Below are 22,471 nucleotides of genomic sequence, written 5' to 3'. Positions count from 1 at the left end.
CGTCTCTCCCTCTCCCGGCGGCTCCGGGCCGCCTGGCGTGTCCGGCGACGGGCCTTCCGTCGCGCCCTGTCGTATCCGGCCGGGCTCAGCCGGCCTTGACCGCCGCGGCCACTCCGGCCGCGATCCGCGCCACGTCCGCGGCGTCGCAGACGTACGGCGGCATCGTGTAGACGAGATCCCGGAACGGGCGCAGCCACACCCCCTCGGCCACCGCCGCGGCGGTCGCCCGGGGCAGGTCCACCTCGTGGTCGAGCTGCACCACCCCGATCGCGCCGAGCACGCGGACGTCGGCCACGCCGGGCGCGTCCCGCAACGGCTCCAGACCGGTCCGCAGGCCGTCGGCGATGCCCGCCACGCGTCCCGCCCAGTCCCCGGCCCGCAGCAGGTCCAGGGAGGCGTTGGCGACGGCGCAGGCGAGCGGGTTGCCCATGAACGTCGGCCCGTGCGCCAGCACCCCGTCGGCGGAGATCGCCCGCGCCACCTCGGGCGTGCACAGCGCCGCGGCGAGCGTCAGGTACCCGCCGGTGAGCGCCTTGCCGACGCAGAGCACGTCCGGGGCGACGCCGGCGTGCTCGGCGGCGAACATCCGGCCGGTCCGGCCGAAGCCGGTGGCGATCTCGTCGAACACCAGCAGGATGCCGTGCCGGCTGGTCACCTCGCGCAGCACGCGCAGGTAGTGCGGGTGGTGGAACCGCATCCCGCCGGCGCCCTGGACCACCGGCTCCACGATCACCGCGGCCAGCTCGTCGGCGTGCCGCTCCACCGCGTCCACCAGCGCCGCCTCGTACGCCGGGTCCGGCGCCGCGTCGAAGCCGGGCGGCGGCACCGGCGCGAACACCTGCCGGGGCAGCACGTCGCCCCAGAGGTGGTGCATGCCGCCCTCCGGGTCGCACACGCTCATCGGGTGGAACGTGTCGCCGTGGTAGCCGCCCCGCCAGGTGCCCAGCCGGCGGCGCTGCGGGCGTCCCAGCGCCCACTGGTACTGCAGGCACATCTTCACCGCCACCTCGACGCTGACCGAGCCGGAGTCGGCCAGGAAGACGTGTTCCAGGCCGTCCGGGGTCAGCTCGACGAGCGTGCGCGCCAGGCGTACCGCGGGCTCGTGGGTGAGCCCGCCGAACATCACGTGGCTCATCCGTCCGAGCTGGTCGGTCACCGCGGCGTCGAGCACCGGGTGCCGGTAGCCGTGGATCGCCGCCCACCACGACGACATGCCGTCGACGAGTTCCCGCCCGTCGGCGAGCCGCAGCCGCACCCCCGCGGCGCTGTCGACCACGTACGGCGCGCCGGCGGGAGGCATCGCGGCGTACGGGTGCCACACGTGCCGCCGGTCGGCTTCCAGAATCTCCTCAGGCGTCACGTCTCCTCCTCCTTCGCCCCCGCCCTTCCCCCTCCCTCCCCCGCTCTCCCCCGCTCTCCCCCGCGATCTTGCAGTTGGTGCCCCGACCGGGCCCGGAATGGGCGGTATGCCGGGGCCGAAAGCGCAAGATCGCGCGGGGGTGGGGGCGGTGCGGGGGTGGGGTGGGGTGGGTCAGGGTCGGGTGGTTCGGGTTGTTATGGCCCGGGTCAGGGCGGGGCCGCGGTAGATGAAGCCGGTGTAGAGCTGGAGCAGGGAGGCGCCGGCGTCGAACATGCGTGTCGCGTCGTCCCGGTGCAGGATGCCGCCCACACCGATCACCGGCAGCCGGCCCCCGGTCTCGCGGTGCACGAACGCGACCATCTCCCGGGCCCGGGCGGTGAGCGGCCGGCCGGACAGCCCGCCGGCCTCGGCGGCGCGCTCCCGGTCGGCCGGGGCGAGCCCGTCGCGGGCGAGCGTGGTGTTCGTGGCGATGACCCCGGCCGCGCCCCGGTCGAGGCACACCTCCAGCAGCTCGGCCACGGCCGGCTCGGTCAGGTCCGGGGCGATCTTCACCAGCACCGGCTTCTCCCCCACCAGCGCGGCGAGCAGGGCGTCCAGATGGGACCGGTCCTGAAGCGACCGCAGCCCGGGAGTGTTCGGTGAGGACACGTTGACCGCGAAGTAGTCGCCGTGGTCCTTGAGCGCCCGGTACGAGGCGAGGTAGTCCTCGACCGCCTCGTCCAGCGGGGTCACCTTGGACTTGCCGAGCGAGATGCCCAGCGGCACACCGAGCGGGCGCGGCAACGCGGCCAGCCGGTCCGCCAGCGCCTCGGCACCGGCGTTGTTGAAGCCCATCCGGTTGATCACGGCTTCGCTGTCGCGCAGCCGGAACAGCCGGGGCCGGGGGTTGCCCGGCTGGGCGTGCGCGGTCACGGTGCCGACCTCGACGAAGCCGAAGCCCAGCGCCGGCCAGGCCGGCAACGCGAGTCCGTTCTTGTCCATCCCGGCCGCCAGTCCGACCGGGTTGGGGAAGCGCACCCCGAACACGGTGCGCGGCGCCGACCGGAAGTACGCCCGTCGCAGCGCCGCGAGAACGGCCGGCTGCCGCGACACCGCGGCCAGCCGTTCCAGGGTCCACTCGTGCGCCCCCTCGGCGTCCCCGCCCGCGAGCGAGAACAACCGGGGCCGCACCACCTTCTCGAAGATCACGCCGCGCCCCCTCGCCCGGTCTCCCCGGTCTCCCCCGTCTCCCCGTTGATCATGAGGTTGGCGGCGGATTTGGAGATCCACATCGCCGCCAACCTCATGATCGGCGCGTGAAGGCGCGGTGTCACTCGCCGGCCCGCAGGGCTGCGTGCAGGTCCTGCAGGGGGCGGACCTTCAGGTCGCCTCGGATGCGGGCCTCGATGCCCATTACCGCGGCGGCGGCGCCGGGAACCGTGGTGACGCACGGGATGTCCACGCTCACCGCCGCGCTGCGGATCTCGTACCCGTCGGAACGGGCGCTCGCCCCGGAGCCCTGCGGCGTGTTCACCACCAGCGCCACGTCCCCGCCGAGGATCAGCGACACCGCGTCCGCGCCCTCACCCGACTCGTAGTGCTTACGGATCTGCTCGCAGGCGATGCCGTGCCGGCGCAGCACCTCGGCCGTGCCGGTGGTGGCCACGATCTCGAAGCCCAGGTCGGCCAGGCGCTTGATCGGGAAGATCATGCCGCGCTTGTCCCGGTTGGCGACCGAGACGAAGATCTTCCCGGCGGTGGGCAGCGACCCGTACGCGGCGGCCTGCGACTTGGCGAACGCCTGCCCGAAGCCGGTGTCGATGCCCATCACCTCGCCGGTGGACTTCATCTCCGGGCCGAGCAGCACGTCGATGCCCTTGCCCGAAGGGGTGCGGAACCGCTTGAACGGCAGCACCGCCTCCTTGACCGCGATCGGCGCGTCGGCCGGCATGGTGCCGCCGTCGCCGGTGGGCGGCAGCATCCCCTCGGCGCGCAGCTGCGCGACGGTGGCGCCGAGCGCGATCCGGGCCGCCGCCTTCGCCAGCGGCACCGCGGTGGCCTTCGAGACGAACGGTACGGTCCGGGAGGCGCGCGGGTTGGCCTCCAGCACGTAGAGCATGTCGCCCTGCAGCGCGTACTGGACGTTGAGCAGGCCGCGCACACCGATGCCGCGGGCGATCTGCTCGGTGTAGTGCCGCACCTGGGCCAGGTGCGAGCCGGCCAGGGTGATCGGCGGCAGCGCGCAGGACGAGTCGCCGGAGTGGATGCCGGCCTCCTCGATGTGCTCCATCACGCCGCCCAGGTAGACGTCGCCGTCGGCGTCCACGAGCGCGTCCACGTCGATCTCGATGGCGTCGTCCAGGAACCGGTCCACCAGCACCGGGCGGTCCGGCGAGATGGCGGTGGCGCGGCCGATGTAGTCGCGCAGCGTGGCGTCGTCGTACACGATCTCCATGCCGCGCCCGCCGAGCACGTACGAGGGGCGGACCAGCACCGGGTACCCGATCTCGTCGGCGATCGCCTTCGCCTCGTCGTACGAGGTGGCCATGCCGTGCGCGGGCGCGCGCAGCCCGGCCCGGGCCAGCACCGCGCCGAACGCGCCGCGCTCCTCGGCCAGATGGATCGACTCCGGGGAGGTGCCGACGATCGGCACGCCGGCGTTCTTGAGCCGCTGCGCCAGGCCCAGCGGAGTCTGCCCGCCGAGCTGCACGATCACCCCGATGACGCCGGGGCCGCCCGCCTCCTTGCCGGAGGAGTCCTCGGCGTGCCAGACCTCCAGCACGTCCTCGAACGTCAGCGGCTCGAAGTAGAGCCGGTCGGCGGTGTCGTAGTCGGTGGAGACGGTCTCCGGGTTGCAGTTGACCATGACGGTCTCGTAGTCCACGGCCCGGAGGGCCTGGACGGCGTGCACACACGAGTAGTCGAACTCGATGCCCTGACCGATCCGGTTCGGCCCGGAGCCCAGGATGAGCACCTTCGGCCGCGCCGAGGGCGCCACCTCGGTCTCCGAGTCGTACGTCGAGTAGTGGTACGGCGTGGTCGCCTCGAACTCGGCCGCGCAGGTGTCCACCGTCTTGTAGACCGGCCGGACGCCGAGCCGGTGCCGCAGCGTCCGGACGCCGTCCTCGGCGGCCAGCTCGGGACGCAGCGCGGCGAGCTGCCGGTCGGACAGGCCGGCCCGCTTGGCGCGGCGCAGCAGTGCGGCGTCGAGCACCGGCGCGTCCACGATCTCGGCGCGCAGCTCGACCAGCGAGGCGATCTGGTCCAGGAACCACGGGTCCATGCCGCCGGACGCCTCGGACACCTCGGCGATCGACGCGCCGAGGCGCAGCGCCCGCTCGACCGTGTAGAGCCGGCCGTCGTGCGGCGTGCGCAGCGCGGCGAGGGTGTTCTCCTTCGTGGCGCCGTCCGGGTCCGGAGTGGTCCAGAAACCCGATGCTTTGGTCTCCATCGAGCGCATCGCCTTGTTCAGCGCCTCGGTGAAGTTGCGGCCCAGGCTCATCGCCTCGCCCACCGACTTCATCGTGGTGGTCAGCTCCGGGTCGGCGCCGGGGAACTTCTCGAACGCGAACCGGGGGATCTTCACCACCACGTAGTCGAGCGTCGGCTCGAACGCCGCGGGCGTCTTCAGCGTGATGTCGTTGGGGATCTCGTCGAGCGTGTAGCCGATGGCGAGCTTCGCGGCGATCTTCGCGATCGGGAAGCCGGTGGCCTTCGACGCCAGCGCCGAGGAACGCGACACCCGCGGGTTCATCTCGATCACGACGATCCGGCCGTCGGCCGGGTTCACCGCGAACTGGATGTTGCAGCCGCCGGTGTCCACACCGACCTCGCGCAGCACCGCGATGCCGAGGTCACGAAGCCGCTGGTACTCCCGGTCGGTGAGCGTCATCGACGGGGCGACGGTGACGCTGTCGCCGGTGTGCACGCCCATCGGGTCGACGTTCTCGATCGAGCAGACCACCACCACGTTGTCGTGGCGGTCGCGCATCAGTTCGAGCTCGTACTCCTTCCAGCCGAGCACGCTCTCCTCGATGAGCACCTCGTGCACCGGGCTGGCCGCCAGGCCGGACCCGGCGATGCGCTCCAAATCCTCGTCGGTGTGCGCCATGCCGGACCCGAGGCCGCCCATCGTGAACGACGGCCGGATGACCACCGGCAGGCCCAGGTCGGCGACCGTCTCGCGGACCTCGTCCATCGAGTGGCAGACCCGCGACCGCGGCACCAGCGCCGACGGATCGTCCAGGCCCAGCCGTACGCCGGCCTTCGCGACGATCTCCTTGAACAGCTGGCGGTCCTCGCCCCGGTTGATCGCCTCGATGTTCGCGCCGATCAGCTCGACGCCGTACTTCTCCAGCACGCCCGCCTCGTGCAGGGCGACAGCGGTGTTCAGCGCGGTCTGCCCGCCGAGCGTCGGCAGCAGCGCGTCGGGGCGCTCCTTGGCGATGACCAGCTCGACGAACTCACGCGTGATCGGCTCGACGTACGTGGCGTCGGCGAACTCCGGGTCCGTCATGATCGTCGCCGGGTTCGAGTTGACCAGGCTGACCCGGATCCCCTCGCTGCGCAGCACCCGGCAGGCCTGGGTGCCGGAGTAGTCGAACTCGCAGGCCTGTCCGATCACGATCGGCCCGGAGCCGATCACCAGGACGTGCTTGAGGTCGGTCCGCTTAGGCATTCTTGCGCCCCTCGATCAGCTCTGCGAAACGGTCGAAGAGGTAGTCCGCGTCGTGCGGGCCGGCCGCCGCCTCGGGGTGGTACTGGACGGTGAAGGCGGGCACGTCCACGGCCCGCAGCCCCTCGACCACGTTGTCATTGAGGCAGACGTGTGACACCTGGACACCGCCGAACTCGGTCTGGATCACCTGATCCGGCACCACCGCGCCGTCCCCGGCACCCGGCACCTGCACCGCGAAGCCGTGGTTGTGGCTTGTCACCTCGACCTTGCCGGTGGCCCGGTCGAGCACCGGCTGGTTGATGCCGCGGTGGCCGTACCCCAGCTTGTAGGTGCCGAAGCCGAGCGCCCGGCCGAGGATCTGGCTGCCGAAGCAGATGCCGAACAGCGGGATCCGCCGGGTCAGCACCTCCCGGGCCAGCGCCACCGGGCCGTCGGCGGTCGCCGGGTCGCCCGGGCCGGGCGAGAAGAAGACAGCGTCCGCGCCGGTGGCGAGCAGGTCCTCGATGGTCGACCCGGCGGGCAGCACGTGGGTGGTGACGCCGCGGGCGGCGAGCCGGCGCGGCACGTTGCGCTTGATGCCCAGGTCCACCGCGGCCACCGTGAACCGGTGCTCGCCCTGCGCCTGCACGACGTACGGCTTGGCGGTGGTCACCTCATCGGACAGGTTCGCGCCGACCATCTGCGGCGAGCGGCGCACCCGCTCCAGCAGCGCGGCCGGGTCGTCCTCGACGCTGGAGATGCCGACGCGCATCGCGCCGCGCTCGCGCAGGTGCCGGGTCAGCGCCCGGGTGTCCACGCCGCTGATGCCGACGACGCCCTCCGCGGCGAGCCGGTCCTCCAGGCCGCCGCCGGCCCGCCAGTTGGAGCTGATCCGGGCCGGGTCGCGCACCACGTACCCGGCCACCCAGATCCGGTCGGACTCGTCGTCCTCGCCGTTGACGCCGGTGTTGCCGATGTGCGGCGCGGTCTGCACCACCACCTGCCTGTGGTACGACGGGTCGGTGAGCGTCTCCTGGTAGCCGGTCATGCCGGTGTTGAAGACCGCCTCGCCGAAGGTCTCCCCGACGCTGCCGTACGCCTCGCCGTGGAACGTGCGCCCGTCCTCGAGGACGAGAATCGCCGATCTACGCTTCACCATGCTGCGCCCCCTTCGATCCGGACTGCGGGACTCCGCTCCGCTACGTTCCTCGCTCGGATCACTTGACAGCCTTTCCGTCCAGGACCGTCGGCTCGCCGCGCAGGAAGGTCGCCACGATGCGACCCGGCAGCGTCATGCGTGCGTACGGGGTGTTGCGACTGCGACTGGCCAGCTCCGCCGGTTCGATGACGCGCCGGGCGGCCGGGTCGACAAGGGTCAGGTTGGCCGGTACGCCGGGCGCCGGGTCGAGGCCGTGCCCGGCCAGCCCGGCGATCCGGGCCGGCGTGCGGGACATCCGCTCGGCGATCAGGTCCCAGCGGGGGCCGAACACGTCGAGCGCGATCGACAGCGCCGTCTCCAGGCCGAGCATGCCCGGCCGGGCGTACGCCCACTCGCACTCCTTGTCCTCCACGGCGTGCGGCGCGTGGTCGGTGGCGATGATGTCGATCACGCCCTCGGCCAGCGCCTCCCGCAGCGCAGCGATGTCGGCGGCGGTGCGCAGCGGCGGGTTGACCTTGAAGACCGGGTCGTAGCTCTCCGCCTTGGCATCGGTGAGCAGCAGGTGGTGCGGCGTCACCTCGGCGGTGACCCGTACCCCGCGCGCCTTGGCCTGGCGCAGCACCTCGACGCTGCCGGCGGTGGAGACGTGGCAGACGTGCAGGCGGCTGCCGACGTGCTCGGCGAGCAGCACGTCGCGGGCGATGATCGCCTCCTCGGCGACGGCCGGCCAGCCGGTCAGGCCGAGGCGGGTGGACACCTCGCCCTCGTGCATCTGCGCGCCCTCGGTGAGCCGGGGCTCCTCGGCGTGCTGGGCGATCACGCCGTCGAACGCCTTGACGTACTCCAGCGCCCGGCGCATCAGCCGCGGGTCGGACACGCAGTGCCCGTCGTCGGAGAAGATCCGCACCTCGGCGGCCGAGTCGGCCATCGCGCCCAGTTCGGCCAGGCGCTCGCCGGCCAGCCCGACGGTGACCGCGCCGATCGGCTGCACGTCGACCAGGCCGGCCTCCCGGCCGAGCCGCCAGACCTGCTCGACCACGCCCGCGGTGTCGGCGACCGGCGAGGTGTTCGCCATCGCGCACACCGCCGTGTAGCCGCCGAGCGCCGCGGCCCGGGAGCCGGACTCGACGGTCTCGGCGTCCTCCCGGCCGGGCTCGCGCAGGTGGGTGTGCAGGTCGACCAGGCCGGGCAGCGCGACCAGGCCGGTCGCGTCGACGACCGTGGCGTCGCCCGCGGCGAGCCCGCGGCCCGTACCGGCCACCACGCCGTCGCGGATGAGCAGGTCGGTCGGCTCGCCGCCGACGATGCTGACGCTTCTGATGAGGTACGCGGTCACCGGTTGTTCCCTCCGAGCAGCAGGTAGAGCACGGCCATCCGCACGGAGACCCCGTTGGCGACCTGTTCGACGATGGTGGAGCGGGGCGAGTCGGCCACCTCGGGCGTGATCTCCATGCCCCGGTTCATCGGGCCGGGGTGCATGACGATCGCGTGTTCGGGCAGCCGGCGCATGCGCGGCCCATCGAGCCCGTAGCGACGGGCGTACTCGCGGGCCGACGGGAAGTAGGAGTCACCCATCCGCTCGCGCTGCACCCGCAGCATCATCACCACGTCCACACCTGGGAGAACGGTGTCGAGGTCGTAACAGACGTCGGTGCCGGGGGCCAGGGCGGCGGCGATGTCGACCGGGATGAGCGTGGGCGGGCCGACCAGGGTGACCTTCGCGCCGAGCGTGGACAGCAGCAGCACGTTCGAGCGGGCCACCCGGGAGTGCAGCACGTCGCCGACGATCGCCACGTGCAGGCCGTCGAGCCGGCCCAGCCGGGACCGCATCGTGTACGCGTCGAGCAGCGCCTGGGTGGGGTGCTCGTGGGTGCCGTCACCGGCGTTCACGACCGACCCGTCCACCCACTCGGCGAGCCGGTGCGGGGCGCCGGAGGCGGGGTGCCGGACGACCACCGCGTCCGCGCCCATCGCCTGGAGCGTGAGCGCGGTGTCCTTCAGGCTCTCCCCCTTGGCCACGCTGGAGCCCTTGGCGGAGAAGTTGATCACGTCGGCGCTGAGCCGCTTGGCGGCCGCCTCGAACGAGATCCGGGTCCGGGTGGAGTCCTCGTAGAAGAGGTTGACCACGGTGCGCCCGCGCAGCGCGGGGAGCTTCTTGACCTCGCGCCCGGCCACCGTCGCCATCTCCGCGGCGGTGTCCAGGACCAGGGTGGCGGTGTCGGCGTCCAGGTCGGCGCCGGAGAGCAGGTGCCGGATCATGCGGGTGTACCCCCGTACAACTTGACCTCGTCCGTGCCGTCGGTCTCGGCGAGGGTGACCTTGACGTTCTCGGCCAGCGCGGTGGGGATGTTCTTGCCGACGTAGTCGGCGCGGATCGGCAGCTGGCGGTGGCCGCGGTCGACCAGGACCGCGAGCTGCACGGACGCCGGGCGGCCGACGTCGCTGAGCGCGTCCAGCGCGGCCCGCACGGTGCGGCCGGAGAACAGCACGTCGTCGACGAGGATCACCCGCTTGCCGTCGATCCCGCCGGGTGGCAGGTCGGTCGGGCCGACCGCGCGGGTGGCGTGCCGGCGCAGGTCGTCGCGGTAGAGCGTGATGTCGAGCACGCCGACCGGGACGGTGACGTCCTCGAAGGTGCTGATCCGGGCGGCGAGGCGGTGGGCCAGCGGCACGCCCCGGGTGGGGATGCCCAGCAGCACGGTGCCGGCGGCGCCCTGGGTCTTCTCCAGGATCTGGTGGGCGATGCGGTCGACCACCCGCGACACGTCCGCTGCGGCGAGGATCACCTTCACCGAGGGTTGTCGCGGCGGCGACGAGTGGGCAGCCGGTGGGTAGGCCACGGCGGACCTCCTTCCCCGCCTCACGGGACGGGTCGTTAAAGGACGTCTGTTCTGCTCCGGCAGGCCCGCGCGGGGCCCGGACCGGGGCTTCACGCCACGTTACCAGCGGTCACCGGGCCACCCGCCGCCGGTCCTGACCTGCTGGTCAGCCCGGCGAAATGGGGACAAGCCACACGTGGGTGCCGGACCTCGTGCACGGCAACACTTGACCACTTGTCGCAATCCCCGTACCGTCACGCTCCGTAGCGATAGCTCGGAGAACCCGAACAGCACTGGGAGTGTCCGAATGCCCTCTGAATACGCCAAGTCGCTGGGCGCCCGCCTGCGCTCCATCCGCCAGCAGCAGGGCCTGTCCCTGCAGGGGGTGGAGGAGAAGTCGAACGGGCGGTGGAAGGCCGTGGTGGTCGGCTCGTACGAGCGCGGCGACCGCGCCGTCACCGTGTCCCGCCTGGCGGAGCTGGCCGACTTCTACCGCGTTCCCGTCTCGGAGCTGCTGCCCGACGGCAGCGGGGTGCGTCACGAGCCCACCAGCAAGATCGTGCTGGACCTGGAGCGGCTCTACGACGAGGCCTCCGAGGACCTCGCGTACGTGGCCCGCTACGCGCGCGCCATCCAGCAGCAGCGCGGCGACTACAACGGCCGGGTGCTCTCGATCCGCGCCGACGACCTGCGCGCCCTCGCGATCGTCTACGACGCCTCGCCGTCGGGCCTGATCGAGCGGCTGACCGAGCACGGCGTGCTGGTCGCCGACCCGCGGGCGTTCTTCGCGTCCTGACACCCCGTACGACAGGAAGGGCCCGTGCCTACCGGCACGGGCCCTTCCTCGTCGCGGCGCGTCAGCGCGTGGCGTACTCGGCGATCCGGCCGAGGATGCCGTTGAGGAAGCGGGGCGAGTCGTCTGTCGACATCTGCCGGGCCAGCTCCACGGCCTCGCTGATCGCCACCGCGTCGTCGATCTCGTCGACGTAGAGCAGCTCGTACACGGCGATCCGGGCCAGGTTGCGGTCGACCACCGGCATGCGCTCCAGCGTCCACCCCTCGGCGTAGCTGGCGATCGTCTCGTCGATCCGGTCGAGGTGCGCCGCCACGCCCTCGACCAGCCCGACCGCGTAGCCGAGGTGGTCGGGGCGCGGCTGCTCGATCCGTTCCAGGTAACCGGCGAGCACCTCGACCGGCGGGCGGTCCCGCAGGTCGGCCTCGAAGAGCACATCCAGCGCCCGCTTGCGCGCCTTGCGGCGCGCCGGCATCTGCTGCTTGGGGCCCTCGGCCATCAGGCTCGGCCGAGGTAACGGCCGTCGCGGGTGTCGACCTTGATCTTCTCACCGGTGGTGATGAACAGCGGCACCTGCACTGTGGCGCCGGTCTCGACGGTGGCCGGCTTGTTGCCGCCGGTCGACCGGTCGCCCTGCAGGCCCGGCTCGGTGTAGGTGACCTCGAGCACGACCGAGGTCGGCAGCTCGATGTACAGCGGCACGCTCTCGTGGGTGGCGACGGTCGCCTCGGCCTCGGGGAGGAGGTAGTTGGCGGCCTCGCCGACGGTGCCGCCGGGGACGGTGATCTGGTCGAACGTCTCCAGATCCATGAAGACGTAGTCCTCGCCGTCGGCGTACAGGTACTGCATGGTGCGCTTGTCCACGGTCGCGGTCTCGACCTTGGTGCCCGCGTTGAAGGTCTTGTCGACCACCTTGCCGGACAGCACGTTCTTCAGCGTGGTGCGCACGAAGGCACCACCCTTACCGGGCTTGACGTGCTGGAACTCGACGACGGCCCACAGCTCGCCGTCCAGGTTGAGTACCAGGCCGTTCTTCAGGTCGTTGGTGGTGGCCATTTCCTGCCTTGATCATCAATTGGCGGACAGACCGTCCAAGTCTACTCGCTCTGTCGAATCGGACTCGCGCCACGGAACGGACCGGCTCAGGCTCCTGCGGCGAGCCGGGCGGCCAGGTGGTGCAGCGCCAGCCGGTAGCCGTCCACACCCAGGCCGCAGATCACGCCGGTGGCCACCGCGGAGACCACCGAGTGGTGCCGGAACTCCTCCCGGGCGTGGATGTTGGAGATGTGCACCTCGACCAGCGGGCCGCGCAGCATGGCGCAGGCGTCCCGCACCGCGACCGAGTAGTGCGACCAGGCGGCCGGGTTCAGCACCACCGCCGCCGCCTCGTCGGCCGCCTCGTGCAGCCAGGCCAGCATCTCGTGCTCGGCGTCGGTCTGCCGGACCTCCACGTCCAGGCCCAGCTCCCGGCCGTGCCGTTCGCAGTCGGCCACGAGCTGGGCGTAGCTGGTCACCCCGTACACGTCGACCTGGCGGGTGCCGAGGCGGCCCAGGTTCGGTCCGTTGAGCACGTACACCCTCACGAGCTGATCTCCGCGTACGCGGCGGCGAGCAGGTCGTCCGGCGGCGCCTCCAGGATCGCCGGGCGGGCGAGCCCGTCGAGCACCACGAACCGCAACCGGCTGCCCCGGGCCTTCTTGTCCACCCGCATCGCGGCGAGCAGCTCCGGCCAGGCGTCGGCCCGGTAGCCGGTGGGCAGGTCGAGCGCGGTCAGCACCCGGCGGTGCCGCTCGGCGTCGGCCGCGTCGAGGCGACCGGCGAGCCGGGCCAGCGTGGCGGCGTAGACCAGGCCGACCGCGACCGCGTGGCCGTGCCGCCAGCGGTAGCCCTCCACCTTCTCGATCGCGTGCGCCAGGGTGTGCCCGTAGTTGAGCACCTCGCGTACCCCGGACTCGCGCAGGTCTCCGGCGACCACGTCGGCCTTCACGCGGACCGCGCGCTCGACCAGTTCCCGCAGCACCGGCCCGGCCGGGTCCAGCGCGGCGGCCGGATCCCGCTCGACCAGGTCGAGGATGACCGGGTCGGCGATGAACCCGCACTTGACCACCTCGGCCATCCCGGCGGCCAGGTCCGCCGGGGGCAGGCTGTCCAGCGTCGCCAGGTCGGCCAGCACGCCGGCCGGCGGGTGGAACGCGCCGACCAGGTTCTTGCCGGCGGCGGTGTTGATGCCGGTCTTGCCGCCCACGGCGGCGTCGACCATGCCGAGCAGCGACGTGGCGACCGGCACCCAGCGCACGCCGCGCAGCCAGGTCGCCGCGACGAAGCCGGCCAGGTCGGTGACCGCGCCGCCGCCCACCCCGACCACCGCGTCGGTACGGGTGAACCCGGCGTCACCGAGCCGGTCCCAGCAGGCCGCCGCCACGTCGACGTGCTTGCCCGCCTCGGCGTCGGGCACCTCGATCAGCAGCGGCGTCACGCCGCCCTCGCGAACCGCGTCGGCGAGCCGGTCGGCGAGCGCCTTGAGCGGCGGCGCGTGCAGGAAGGCCACCCGCTCGGCGCCCGGCAGCAGCCGGGGCGGCGGGTCCAGCAGGTCACGTCCCACGAGCACGTCGTACGGCCGCTCGCCGCCGACCGGAATCCGGGTCACCTCGTCCATCGCGGGCAGCCTAGTCCAGCGCGCCGCCCTCGCGCGGCCGTTGTCCACCGGCTGGGTGTTTGCCCGGCCGCACCGCGGGTAGGGCGGCCGGAATGAGCGAGACGACGGCACACGCAACCCGACCGGAATCCGCGACGAGCATCCGGCTGCCCGCCACGATCCTCGGCGTCGGGCTCGGTGGCTTCGTCGACGGCATCGTCCTGCACCAGGTCCTCCAGTGGCACCACATGCTCAGCAGCACCGGCAGCGACCGGGTCGGCGTACGCGAGTACCCGGTGGACACCGTGCCCGGGTTGCAGATGAACACGCTCTGGGACGGCCTGTTCCACGTGGTCACCTGGGTGGCGGTGCTGACCGGCCTGGCCCTGCTCTACTCCCGGGTGACCAGCTCCCGGGGCCGGCTGTGGCGCTCGCCGATGCTGTGGGGCTGGGCGCTGATCGGCTGGGGCCTGTTCAACCTGGTCGAAGGCGTCATCGACCACCACCTGCTCGGCATCCACCACGTACGCGGCGGCCCGAACCAGCTCTGGTGGGACCTCGGGTTCCTGGCCCTCGGCGTGGTGCTGATCGCAGTCGGCTGGGCGATCCAGCGCCGGGCCCGCGCAGTGGACCTCTGCGCGCCGGAGCGCCGGTGAGCCTGGCCCACGCCGGGCACGCCGACGGCGGCTTCCCGGCGACCGCGCTGGTCCCGGCGGCGCTGTTCTGGGCGTACCTGGCCGCCGCGCTGCGGCTGCGCGACCCGGGCGGGCCGGGCTGGCCGCACGCCCGCATGGCGAGCTTCGGGCTGGGCGCGCTGCTGCTGGTGACCGGGCTGCTCTGGCCGGCCGGCGACTTCGTCGGGCACATGTGGCAGCACCTGCTGATCGGCATGCTCGCGCCGCTGGCGCTGGTGCTCGGCGCCCCGGTCACGCTGCTGCTGCGCACGCTGGACCGGCGTACCGGCCGGGCCCTGGTCCACCTGCTGCGGCACCCGGTCGCGCGGGTCCTCGGCCACCCGGTGACCGGCCTGGTGCTCACCGCGGGCGGGCTGTGGCTGCTCTACCTCACCCCGCTGTACCGGGCCACCCTCGACAACCCGGCCCTGCACACGCTGGTGAACGCGCACTTCCTGCTCAGCGGCTGCCTGTTCGCCTGGTCGATCGCCGGTCCCGATCCCGGACCGCACCGCCCACGCGTACCGGTCCGGCTCGTGGTGATCGGGTTCGGGGTGGCCGCGCACGCCACCATCGCTCAGCTGCTCTACGCCGGGCTGTTCGTCGACGTGCCGGCCACCGCCGCCGAGCTGCGGGCCGGGGCCACGCTCATGTACTACCTGGGCGACCTGGCCGAGATCGCGCTGGCGCTGGCGTTGCTCGCCACCTGGCGGCCCGAACCGGCCAAGCGCCGCCGCCGCGCGGCCGGGACCGTCGCCGCAAACGCCTGACCGGCCGGACCTGGCCGACGCGCCTTCTCACCCGCCCACGAAGTTCCACCCACCGACGTCATGCGCGCCGGCTGGAACGCCACGGGTGCCAAGAGGCCGAGGAGACACCCACCACGTTCCACCCACCACGGCATCAGCCGACGAGTGGAACACCACGGGTGTCATAACGCCCCGGAGACACCCACGGCGTTCCACCGAGGGCGGGAGCCAGGCGCGGCGGGGCGGGTGTCAGGGCTTGAGCAGCGCGGCGATCTCCGCGGCCAGCTCCTGCGGCGTACGCCCGTCGGTGACCACGGTCGCGGTCGCCACCTCGGCGTAGAGCGGGCGGCGCTGGTCCAGCAGGTGCTTGAGCGTGGCGCGCGGGTTCAGCGCGAGCAGCGGCCGGCCGGCACCCAGACCGACCCGCTTGAGCGCGTCCGGCAGCTCCACCGACAGGTGCACCACCGTGTGGCCGATCAGCGCGGCCCGGTTCTCCTCGGCCAGGACCGCGCCGCCGCCGAGCGCAAGCACGCCCGCGTGCGACGCGAGCGCCGCCGCCACGGCGGCCCGTTCGAGGGTACGGAAGTGCTCCTCCCCCTCGTCCACGAAGATCTCCGGGATCGGCTTGCCGGCGAGGTCCTCGATGTCGGCGTCGGTGTCCCGGAAGCCGACGCCGAGCGCCTCGGCGAGCGCCGTGCCGACTGTGGTCTTGCCGGAGCCGGGTGCCCCGACCAGCACGCAGACCGGCCGGGTGCTCATTTGATCACCAGGCTGTCGAGGTAACCGGTCAGGTTGCGGCGCATCTCGGCGACCGAGTCGCCGCCGAACTTCTCCACCGCCGCCTCGGCCAGCACCAGCGCGACCATCGCCTCGGCCACCACGGCCGCCGCCGGCACCGCGCACACGTCGGAACGCTGGTTGATCGCGGTGGCCGGCTCGCCGGTGGTCACGTCGATGGTGGCGAGCGCCCGGTTCAGCGACGAGATCGGCTTCATGGCCGCCTTCACCCGCAGCGGCTCACCCGTGGTGATGCCGCCCTCCAGGCCACCGGCCCGGTCGGTGATCCGCCGCACGCCGGTGGCGGTGGGCACGATCTCGTCGTGCGCCTCCGAACCGCGCGAGCGGGCCTGCTGCCAGCCGTCGCCGATCTCCACGCCCTTGATCGCCTGGATCGACATGAGCGCGGTGGCGAGGCGGGCGTCGAGCTTCCGGTCCCACTGGACGTGGCTGCCCAGGCCCGGCGGCACCCCGTACGCGAGCACCTCGACCACGCCACCGAGCGTGTCGGCGGCCTTCTTCGCGGCGTCGACCTCGGCGACCATCCGGGCGCTGGCCTCGGCGTCAAGGCAGCGCAGCGGGTCGGCGTCGATGCGCGCGGCGTCCTCCGGCGTGGGGCGCAGGCCCGGCTTGACCGCCACCGGACCCAGCTCGACCACGTGCGAGACGATCTCGACGCCGAGCGCCTGACGCACGAGCGCCTTGGCGACGGTGCCCACCGCGACCCGGGCGGCGGTCTCCCGGGCGCTGGCGCGCTCCAGGATCGGCCGGGCGTCGGTGTGCCCGTACTTCTGCATGCCAGCCAGGTCGGCATGGCCCGGCCGGGGCCGGGTCAGCGGCGCGTTGCGGGCCTGGTTCGCCAGTTCCTCCGGGTCGACCGGGTCGGCGGCCATCACGGTGCGCCACTTGGGCCACTCGGAGTTGCCGACCCGGATCGCCACCGGGCTGCCGAGCGTCACCCCGTGCCGGAGCCCGCCGATGATCTCGATCTCGTCCTGCTCGAACGACATCCGGGCGCCCCGGCCGTAGCCGAGCCGGCGCCGGGCCAGCTCGCCGGAGATCTCCCCGGTGGTCACCTCGATGCCGGCGGGTACGCCCTCCAGCATCGCGACGAGGGCGGGTCCGTGCGATTCACCTGCAGTCAGCCAGCGCAACACGACGGTCAGTGTGTCACGCCCGGTGGTCGCCGGCGTACGCCGCCCGCCGCATCCCGCCCTGCGGACGGGCCCGTCCGCGCACCGGTCACGCCGGTCCGGCGCCGACCCGTTCCCGTGCCAGGGCGTCGGCCATCGCGGCGCGCGGCGCGGGGACACCGGTGAACTGCTCGAACTGGCCGTACGCCTGGGCCAGCAGCAGATCCAGCCCGGAGACCACCCGGCACCCGGCGGCCAGCGCCGCCGCCGCGAGCGGCGTCGGCCACGGGTCGTAGACCACGTCGAAGAAGACCGACTCGGGCCGCCAGTCGAAGTTGTCGGCGAGCGGGTCGGCCACGCCCTTCGGCACCGTGGAGATCACCAGGTCGGCGCGGGCGTGCGCGGGCGCGCCGTCCCACTCGGCCCCGGCCAGCGGAACGCCGGCGGCCGCCGCGACCGGACGCAGCTCGTCGACCGCCTCCGGGCGGCGGGCCACCACAGTCACCTCGGCCGCCCCGATCCGGGTCGCCGCCGCGATGGCCGCCCGGGCGGTGCCACCCGCGCCGAGCACGGTGACCACCGCCCCGGCCACGCAGCCGGCGCCGGTGAGCACCTCGACCATGCCGGTGACGTCGGTGTTGTCCGCGTACCAGGTGCCGTCGGGCCGGCGTACCAGCGTGTTGGCGGCGCCGACGGCGGCGGCGACCGGCGAGACCTCGTCGGCCAGCGCGAGCGCCGCCTCCTTGCCCGGCATGGTCACCGACAGCCCGGCCCATTCCGGGCCGAGGCCCGCGACCAGGCCGGGCAGCTCGTCGGCGCCGGCTTCGATCCGGGTGTACGACCAGCCGGTCAGCCCGGCCGCCGCGTACCCGGCGGTGTGGATCACCGGGGAGAGCGAGTGGGCGATCGGCTTGCCGACCACCGCGGCGCGGCGGGGATCGGCCATCAGATGATCCCGGCCTCCTTGGCCTTCTGCTCGTTGCGCTTCTGCTCGGCGTAGGTCTCGGCGAACGCGGAGCGGCCGTCCTTGCTGATCGCCACGAAGTAGAGCCACTTGCCGTCCGGCGGGCTCAGCGCGCCCTCCAGCGCCTCCTTGCCGGGGTTGTTGATCGGCGAGGGGACCAGCCCGCGCAGCTTGCGGTTGTACGGGTTCTTCGGGTTGTCCAGCTCGGCGGCGGTCATGTCCTTGGATGCCTTGGTCTTCTGCCCGGTCAGCTCCAGGTAGTAGTTGACGGTGACGTCCATCTCCAGGCAGTTGCAGGGGAACTCGCCGTAGACCCGGTTGTACGCGACCCGGGCGACCTTGCCCAGGTCGACCTTGTTGCCGGCCTCGGCCTGCGCGAGCGAGGCGACGATCAGCGCCTCGTACGGGGTGATGCCGCCGCGTTCCTTCTGCACCTTCTCGGCGTACTGCATGCCGGAGGTGACGGTAAGGAAGTTGTCCACCATCAGCTTGAGGATCGTCTCGGCGGTGGCCTTCGGCGGGATCTCGTAGGTGTCCGGGAAGAGGAAGCCCTCGATCGACGGGTTGACCTTCTTGCCGTCGGAACGCTTGAACCACCAGTCCGGTACGCCGAGCGCCTCCGGGTCCTTCGCCGCGGCCTCGAAGTCCTTGACCGGGATGTCGGTCTTCTCGGAGAGCCGCTTGTAGACCGTCTTCGCGGTGAGGCCCTCGGGGATGGTGATCCCGTTGACGATCTTGTTCTTGAGGTCCAGCATCGCCGCGACCGCCGCGTCACCGCTCATCTGCTTGCGCAGCTTGTACGTGCCGGGCTGGATGTTCTTGCTGCGCGAGTTCTCCTCGGCGGCCTCGATGAACGCCTTGGTGCTCTTCACCACGTCGGCGGCGACGAGCGCGTCGGCCATGTCGGCGATCAACGCGCCCTGCTTGATCTCGACGGTCACCTCGCCGGTGCCGGAGCCGTCGTAGTCGGGTGTGACGAAGTAGTTCTGGACCCGGTCGAAGCCGTAGAACGCACCGCCGCCGATGCCGCCGAGCAGGACCAGCGCGAGGGCGAGGGCGAGCAGGGTCTTGCCCCGGCCGCCGCCGGACTTGCCCTGGCGTCGGCGCACCGCGCCGCGCCGGTGCCGGCCCTTCTCCCCCCTGTCCGGCTCGTCGAACCCCAGATCAAGATCGTCGATCATTGCGTCCGCCTCCGCTGTGCGTCCAGCCAGCTCTGCAGAATCTCCACCGCGGCGGCCTGGTCGACCACCGCTCGTTGGCGCTTTCCCCGGACGCCCCGTTCGGCCAGCCTACGACTCGCGACGACGGTAGACATCCTCTCGTCCGTCAGCGTCACCGGAATCGGCCTCATTACATCAGCCAATCGGCTGGCATATGCTGATACGTTCGCCGCCGCGGGGCCGTGCTTTCCGGCCAGGTTGACCGGCAGCCCGACCACGATCCCCACCGCCTCGTGCTCGGCGGCGAGCCGGACCAGCTCGGCCATGTCGCCGGGCACCGCGTCCGGTTCGGCGGTCAGGTCACGGGCCAGCGTCACCAAAGGCGTGGCCAGGATGCCGTGCGGATCACAGCGGGCCACCCCCACCCGGACCTGGCCGACGTCGACGCCCAGCCGGACGCCACGGGACAGCTCGGTCACGAGCGGACACCTCCCCGCCGGTACGGGCCAGGGCGGACCGGGTGGTCCGCCCTGGCGTACATCCGTGCGCTCATGCCGTGCCCGCCGGGCATGCGCTCACGGCCCTCGCGCCGCTCGGTGCGTTCACTCATGCCGTGCCGGCGACCGCCCGCTCGACGGTGACCAGCAGGTTCGGCGCCTCCGTCGCGGGCAGTCCGCCGCCCTGGGCCAGGTCGTCGCTGCCGCCGCCCCGGCCGGAGAACGCGGCCTTGACCAGGTCCTTCGCGCTCAGGTTCCGTCCCCGGGCGGCCTGGTTGACGGCCACCACGAGCGACGCCTTGCCGTTGGCCCGGGCGGCCACCGCGACCACCGCCGGGCGGGCCGCGTCGATCCGGCCCCGGATCTCCTGGGCGAGGGTCCGCACGTCGTTCGCGGCCGCGCCCTCCGGCGCCTCGGTGCCGACGTACGCGACGCCGCGCACGTCCTTCGCCTGCGCCGCCAGGGCACCGGCCCCGCCGAGCACGAGCTGGGCGCGCAGCTTCTCCAGCTCCTTCTCCGCGTCGCGCAGCTGGGTGACGGTCTGCTCCACCCGGTCGGCCACCTGCTCGCCGGGCACCCGGAACAGCTCGGCCAGCCGGGACACCAGCAGGTGCTCACGGGCCAGGAAGCCGAACGCGTCCATGCCGACGAGCGCCTCGATGCGGCGGACGCCGGAACCCACAGACGCCTCGGAGAGGATCTTCACCAGGCCGAGCTGGGCGGAGCGGGCCACGTGCGTGCCACCACACAGCTCGCGGGCGTAGTCGCCGACCTCGACGACCCGGACCCGCTCGCCGTACTTCTCGCCGAACAGGGCCATCGCCCCGATCCGGCGGGCCTCCTCCTGGCTGGTGACGAACGCGTGCACCTCCAGGTCGGCCAGCAGCACCTCGTTGACCTGCTGCTCGACGTCGTGCAGCACGCTCGGCGCCACACCCGTCGGGGTGTTGAAGTCGAACCGCAGCCGGCCCGGCGCGTTGAGCGAACCCGCCTGGGTCGCCGACTCGCCGAGGAAGTTGCGCATCGTCTGGTGCACCAGGTGCGTGGCGGTGTGCGAGCGGGAGATCGCCCGGCGGCGGGACACGTCGATCTCGGCGTACCCGGTCTCCCCGGAGCGGACCTCGCCGCGCACCACCTTGGCCCGGTGCACGATCAGGCCGGGCACCGGCTGCTGCACGTCGAAGACCTCGACCTGGCCGCCGCCGACGGTGATGAGCCCCTGGTCGGGCTGCTGGCCGCCGCCCTCGGCGTAGAACGGGGTGGTGTCGAGCACCAGCTCGATCGTGTCGCCCTCGACCGCCGCGGAGATCGCGGCGCCGCCGGACAGCAGCGCGCGGACCCGTGACTCCCGGCTCAGCTCGGTGTAGCCGGTGAACTCCACCGGCCCGCCGCCGTCGAGCACCGACCGGTAGGCCGACACGTCGGTGTGCCCGGTCTTGCGCGCCTGCGCGTCGGCCTTGGCCCGGCTGCGCTGGTCGGCCATCAGCCGGCGGAAGCCCTCCGCGTCGACCTGCAGCCCCTGCTCGGCCGCGATCTCCAGGGTCAGGTCGATCGGGAAGCCGTACGTGTCGTGCAGCTGGAACGCCTTGTCACCGGAGAGCGCCGCCTTGCCGGCCGACTTGGTCTCGGCGATGGCGGTGTCCAGGATCGTGGTGCCGGCGCGCAGCGTGGCCAGGAACGCGTCCTCCTCGGCGTACGCGTACTGGGAGATCCGGCCGAAGTCCTCGGCCAGCTCCGGGTACGACGGCGCCATGCAGTCGCGGGCCACCGGCAGCAGCTCCGGCAGCGCCCGGTCCTGGTAGCCCAGCAGCCGCACCGCCCGGATCGCCCGGCGCATGATCCGCCGCAGCACGTAGCCCCGGCCCTCGTTCGACGGGGTCACCCCGTCGCCGATGAGCATCAGCGAGGTGCGCACGTGGTCGGCGATGACCCGGAGGCGCACGTCGTCCGGGTGCGACTCGTTGGCCGCGTGACCCGAGTGCACGCCGTAGCGCTTGCCGGTCAGCTCGGCCGCCCGGTCGAGGATCGGCTTGACCTCGTCGATCTCGTAGAGGTTGTCCACGCCCTGCAGCAGCGAGGCCATCCGCTCCAGGCCCATGCCGGTGTCGATGTTCTTCGCCGGCAGGTCACCGAGGATCGGGAAGTCCTCCTTGCCGGTGCCCGGGCCGCGCTCGAACTGCATGAAGACGAGGTTCCAGAACTCCAGGTAACGGTCCTCGTCGACCTCCGGACCGCCCTCGCGGCCGTAGGCCGGGCCGCGGTCGTAGTACAGCTCGGAGCAGGGGCCGCACGGGCCGGGGATGCCCATCGACCAGAAGTTGTCAGCCTTGCCGCGGCGCACGATCCGATCGGCCGGCACGCCGGTGGCACGCCAGATGTCGTACGCCTCGTCGTCGTCCAGGTAGACGGTGGCCCAGATCCGCTCCGGGTCCAGTCCGAAACCGCCCGCCTCGACCGACTTGGTGGCCAGGTCCCAGGCGAGCGGGATCGCACCGGACTTGAAGTAGTCACCGAAGGAGAAGTTGCCGTTCATCTGGAAGAACGTGCCGTGCCGGCTGGTCTTGCCGACCTCGTCGATGTCAGGCGTCCGGATGCACTTCTGCACGCTCGTCGCCCGCGCGTACGGCGGGGTCTGCTGGCCCAGGAAGTAGGGCACGAACTGCACCATGCCCGCGTTGATGAACAGCAGGTTCGGGTCGCTGATGGCGGGCAGCGGAGCGGACGGAACCACGGTGTGCCCGTTCGCCTCGAAGTGGGCGAGGAACCGCCGCTTGATCTCCGCCGTCTTCATCGCTGGTGGTCCTCCGGGAAAATCTCTCGGTCGCCGATCCGCGGGTCCTCCCGCAGCTCGGCGAACTGGTCGTCGTACACCTCGCCGCGGGCGAAGGCCTCGTGGATCTCCTGCTCACGCTCGGCCATGCCGACCCGGACGTCGTCCACGAACGCCCGGAGCGACTCGACCAGACCGCCGGCGGACTCGGACAGCCCGCTGGCGATGCCGGCCGGGGTGTACGCCTGCGCGGTCCGGGTGGCCTTGCGCACCACCAGGACGCCCACGGCCAGCCCGATGCCCAGCCAGAACAACCGCCTCATGTTCTCATCCTTCCCGCGTACG

At 72.6% G+C, this 22,471-nt stretch carries 21 protein-coding genes; 3 read left to right on the top strand and 18 right to left on the bottom strand.

The genetic code is table 11. From position 1 onward, the window contains the following. Nucleotides 1-85: 85 nt before the first annotated feature. The 7 genes from O7546_RS09525 to pyrR form a co-directional block, all read right to left on the bottom strand. Nucleotides 86-1,360 (bottom strand): adenosylmethionine--8-amino-7-oxononanoate transaminase, encoded by a 1,275-nt coding sequence (locus O7546_RS09525; RefSeq protein WP_281600743.1) that lies wholly within the window; start codon nucleotides 1,358-1,360, stop codon nucleotides 86-88. A 171-nt stretch (nucleotides 1,361-1,531) separates the two neighbouring features. Next, the gene (locus tag O7546_RS09520; protein ID WP_194802869.1) at nucleotides 1,532-2,548 is read right to left on the bottom strand and encodes a quinone-dependent dihydroorotate dehydrogenase; all 1,017 of its coding nucleotides are present in this window, start codon (nucleotides 2,546-2,548) and stop codon (nucleotides 1,532-1,534) included. Between the two features lie 121 nt (nucleotides 2,549-2,669). After that, nucleotides 2,670-6,017 carry a carbamoyl-phosphate synthase large subunit gene (gene carB, locus O7546_RS09515; protein ID WP_281600742.1) on the bottom strand — a complete coding sequence of 1,116 codons (3,348 nt, stop codon included), beginning with the start codon at nucleotides 6,015-6,017 and terminating at the stop codon, nucleotides 2,670-2,672. Further along, nucleotides 6,010-7,152 carry a glutamine-hydrolyzing carbamoyl-phosphate synthase small subunit gene (gene carA / locus O7546_RS09510; protein WP_194802938.1) on the bottom strand — a complete coding sequence of 381 codons (1,143 nt, stop codon included), beginning with the start codon at nucleotides 7,150-7,152 and terminating at the stop codon, nucleotides 6,010-6,012. Before carA ends, carB begins: the two co-directional genes overlap by 8 nt. Nucleotides 7,153-7,213: 61 nt before the next feature. Then, nucleotides 7,214-8,491, bottom strand: a complete 1,278-nt coding sequence (locus O7546_RS09505) for a dihydroorotase (protein WP_194802871.1) — start codon at nucleotides 8,489-8,491, stop codon at nucleotides 7,214-7,216. Further along, complete coding sequence (locus O7546_RS09500; protein ID WP_194802872.1) at nucleotides 8,488-9,414, bottom strand: aspartate carbamoyltransferase catalytic subunit; 927 nt, start codon at nucleotides 9,412-9,414, stop codon at nucleotides 8,488-8,490. Before O7546_RS09500 ends, O7546_RS09505 begins: the two co-directional genes overlap by 4 nt. Further along, nucleotides 9,411-9,995 (bottom strand): bifunctional pyr operon transcriptional regulator/uracil phosphoribosyltransferase PyrR, encoded by a 585-nt coding sequence (gene pyrR, locus O7546_RS09495; protein WP_194802873.1) that lies wholly within the window; start codon nucleotides 9,993-9,995, stop codon nucleotides 9,411-9,413. The genes O7546_RS09500 and pyrR overlap by 4 nt, the downstream gene beginning before the upstream one ends. A 286-nt stretch (nucleotides 9,996-10,281) precedes the next feature. On the opposite strand from pyrR, the gene O7546_RS09490 reads away from it, so the two are divergent. Continuing rightward, complete coding sequence (locus O7546_RS09490) at nucleotides 10,282-10,770, top strand: helix-turn-helix domain-containing protein (protein WP_013285505.1); 489 nt, start codon at nucleotides 10,282-10,284, stop codon at nucleotides 10,768-10,770. Nucleotides 10,771-10,831: 61 nt separating this feature from the next. On the opposite strand, the gene nusB is transcribed toward O7546_RS09490, so the two are convergent. The 4 genes from nusB to aroB all read right to left on the bottom strand — a co-directional run bounded on the left by nusB (nucleotide 10,832) and on the right by aroB (nucleotide 13,423). Beyond that, nucleotides 10,832-11,242, bottom strand: a complete 411-nt coding sequence (nusB, locus tag O7546_RS09485) for a transcription antitermination factor NusB (protein ID WP_174361785.1) — start codon at nucleotides 11,240-11,242, stop codon at nucleotides 10,832-10,834. Between the two features lie 23 nt (nucleotides 11,243-11,265). Next, a complete protein-coding gene (efp, locus tag O7546_RS09480; protein WP_013285503.1) occupies nucleotides 11,266-11,823 on the bottom strand; it encodes an elongation factor P in 558 nt (185 codons plus the stop codon). 86 nt (nucleotides 11,824-11,909) lie between these two features. Continuing rightward, a complete protein-coding gene (aroQ, locus tag O7546_RS09475; protein ID WP_194802874.1) occupies nucleotides 11,910-12,350 on the bottom strand; it encodes a type II 3-dehydroquinate dehydratase in 441 nt (146 codons plus the stop codon). Further along, nucleotides 12,347-13,423, bottom strand: coding sequence for a 3-dehydroquinate synthase (gene aroB / locus O7546_RS09470; RefSeq protein ID WP_194802875.1), 1,077 nt, complete (start codon nucleotides 13,421-13,423; stop codon nucleotides 12,347-12,349). Before aroB ends, aroQ begins: the two co-directional genes overlap by 4 nt. Before the next feature lie 92 nt (nucleotides 13,424-13,515). On the opposite strand from aroB, the gene O7546_RS09465 reads away from it, so the two are divergent. Beyond that, a complete protein-coding gene (locus O7546_RS09465; protein ID WP_194802876.1) occupies nucleotides 13,516-14,058 on the top strand; it encodes a DUF2243 domain-containing protein in 543 nt (180 codons plus the stop codon). Continuing rightward, nucleotides 14,055-14,846, top strand: coding sequence for a cytochrome c oxidase assembly protein (locus O7546_RS09460; RefSeq protein WP_194802877.1), 792 nt, complete (start codon nucleotides 14,055-14,057; stop codon nucleotides 14,844-14,846). The genes O7546_RS09465 and O7546_RS09460 overlap by 4 nt, the downstream gene beginning before the upstream one ends. A gap of 228 nt (nucleotides 14,847-15,074) precedes the next feature. Here the strand turns inward: O7546_RS09460 and O7546_RS09455 are convergent, their stop codons facing one another. From O7546_RS09455 to O7546_RS09425, 7 genes are all read right to left on the bottom strand, one after another. Beyond that, nucleotides 15,075-15,584, bottom strand: a complete 510-nt coding sequence (locus O7546_RS09455; protein WP_194802878.1) for a shikimate kinase — start codon at nucleotides 15,582-15,584, stop codon at nucleotides 15,075-15,077. Continuing rightward, complete coding sequence (aroC, locus tag O7546_RS09450) at nucleotides 15,581-16,759, bottom strand: chorismate synthase (protein WP_194802879.1); 1,179 nt, start codon at nucleotides 16,757-16,759, stop codon at nucleotides 15,581-15,583. Before aroC ends, O7546_RS09455 begins: the two co-directional genes overlap by 4 nt. An 85-nt stretch (nucleotides 16,760-16,844) precedes the next feature. Continuing rightward, a complete protein-coding gene (locus O7546_RS09445; RefSeq protein WP_281600741.1) occupies nucleotides 16,845-17,681 on the bottom strand; it encodes a shikimate dehydrogenase in 837 nt (278 codons plus the stop codon). Beyond that, nucleotides 17,681-18,880, bottom strand: coding sequence for an endolytic transglycosylase MltG (gene mltG / locus O7546_RS09440; RefSeq protein WP_194802881.1), 1,200 nt, complete (start codon nucleotides 18,878-18,880; stop codon nucleotides 17,681-17,683). Before mltG ends, O7546_RS09445 begins: the two co-directional genes overlap by 1 nt. Continuing rightward, nucleotides 18,877-19,338 carry a Holliday junction resolvase RuvX gene (gene ruvX, locus O7546_RS09435; protein WP_194802882.1) on the bottom strand — a complete coding sequence of 154 codons (462 nt, stop codon included), beginning with the start codon at nucleotides 19,336-19,338 and terminating at the stop codon, nucleotides 18,877-18,879. The genes mltG and ruvX overlap by 4 nt, the downstream gene beginning before the upstream one ends. A 127-nt stretch (nucleotides 19,339-19,465) precedes the next feature. Further along, complete coding sequence (alaS, locus tag O7546_RS09430; protein ID WP_194802883.1) at nucleotides 19,466-22,147, bottom strand: alanine--tRNA ligase; 2,682 nt, start codon at nucleotides 22,145-22,147, stop codon at nucleotides 19,466-19,468. After that, a complete protein-coding gene (locus tag O7546_RS09425) occupies nucleotides 22,144-22,449 on the bottom strand; it encodes a hypothetical protein (RefSeq protein ID WP_013285491.1) in 306 nt (101 codons plus the stop codon). Before O7546_RS09425 ends, alaS begins: the two co-directional genes overlap by 4 nt. Between the last annotated feature and the right edge of the window lie 22 nt (nucleotides 22,450-22,471).

The sequence above is a fragment of the Micromonospora sp. WMMA1976 genome (assembly GCF_027497335.1).
GTDB lineage: Bacteria > Actinomycetota > Actinomycetes > Mycobacteriales > Micromonosporaceae > Micromonospora > Micromonospora aurantiaca.
This window is presented reverse-complemented; position numbering and strand designations above follow the sequence as displayed.

Coding starts and splice junctions, on each gene's coding strand:
- O7546_RS09425 (WP_013285491.1), bottom strand. CDS start 22,449: ATGAGGCGGTTGTTCTGGCTGGGCATCGGGCTGGCCGTGGGCGTCCTG.
- O7546_RS09455 (WP_194802878.1), bottom strand. CDS start 15,584: ATGAGCACCCGGCCGGTCTGCGTGCTGGTCGGGGCACCCGGCTCCGGC.
- alaS (WP_194802883.1), bottom strand. CDS start 22,147: ATGAAGACGGCGGAGATCAAGCGGCGGTTCCTCGCCCACTTCGAGGCG.
- carB (WP_281600742.1), bottom strand. CDS start 6,017: ATGCCTAAGCGGACCGACCTCAAGCACGTCCTGGTGATCGGCTCCGGG.
- O7546_RS09445 (WP_281600741.1), bottom strand. CDS start 17,681: ATGGCCGATCCCCGCCGCGCCGCGGTGGTCGGCAAGCCGATCGCCCAC.
- O7546_RS09465 (WP_194802876.1), top strand. CDS start 13,516: ATGAGCGAGACGACGGCACACGCAACCCGACCGGAATCCGCGACGAGC.
- efp (WP_013285503.1), bottom strand. CDS start 11,823: ATGGCCACCACCAACGACCTGAAGAACGGCCTGGTACTCAACCTGGAC.
- O7546_RS09500 (WP_194802872.1), bottom strand. CDS start 9,414: ATGATCCGGCACCTGCTCTCCGGCGCCGACCTGGACGCCGACACCGCC.
- O7546_RS09490 (WP_013285505.1), top strand. CDS start 10,282: ATGCCCTCTGAATACGCCAAGTCGCTGGGCGCCCGCCTGCGCTCCATC.
- mltG (WP_194802881.1), bottom strand. CDS start 18,880: ATGATCGACGATCTTGATCTGGGGTTCGACGAGCCGGACAGGGGGGAG.
- nusB (WP_174361785.1), bottom strand. CDS start 11,242: ATGCCGGCGCGCCGCAAGGCGCGCAAGCGGGCGCTGGATGTGCTCTTC.
- aroB (WP_194802875.1), bottom strand. CDS start 13,423: ATGGACGAGGTGACCCGGATTCCGGTCGGCGGCGAGCGGCCGTACGAC.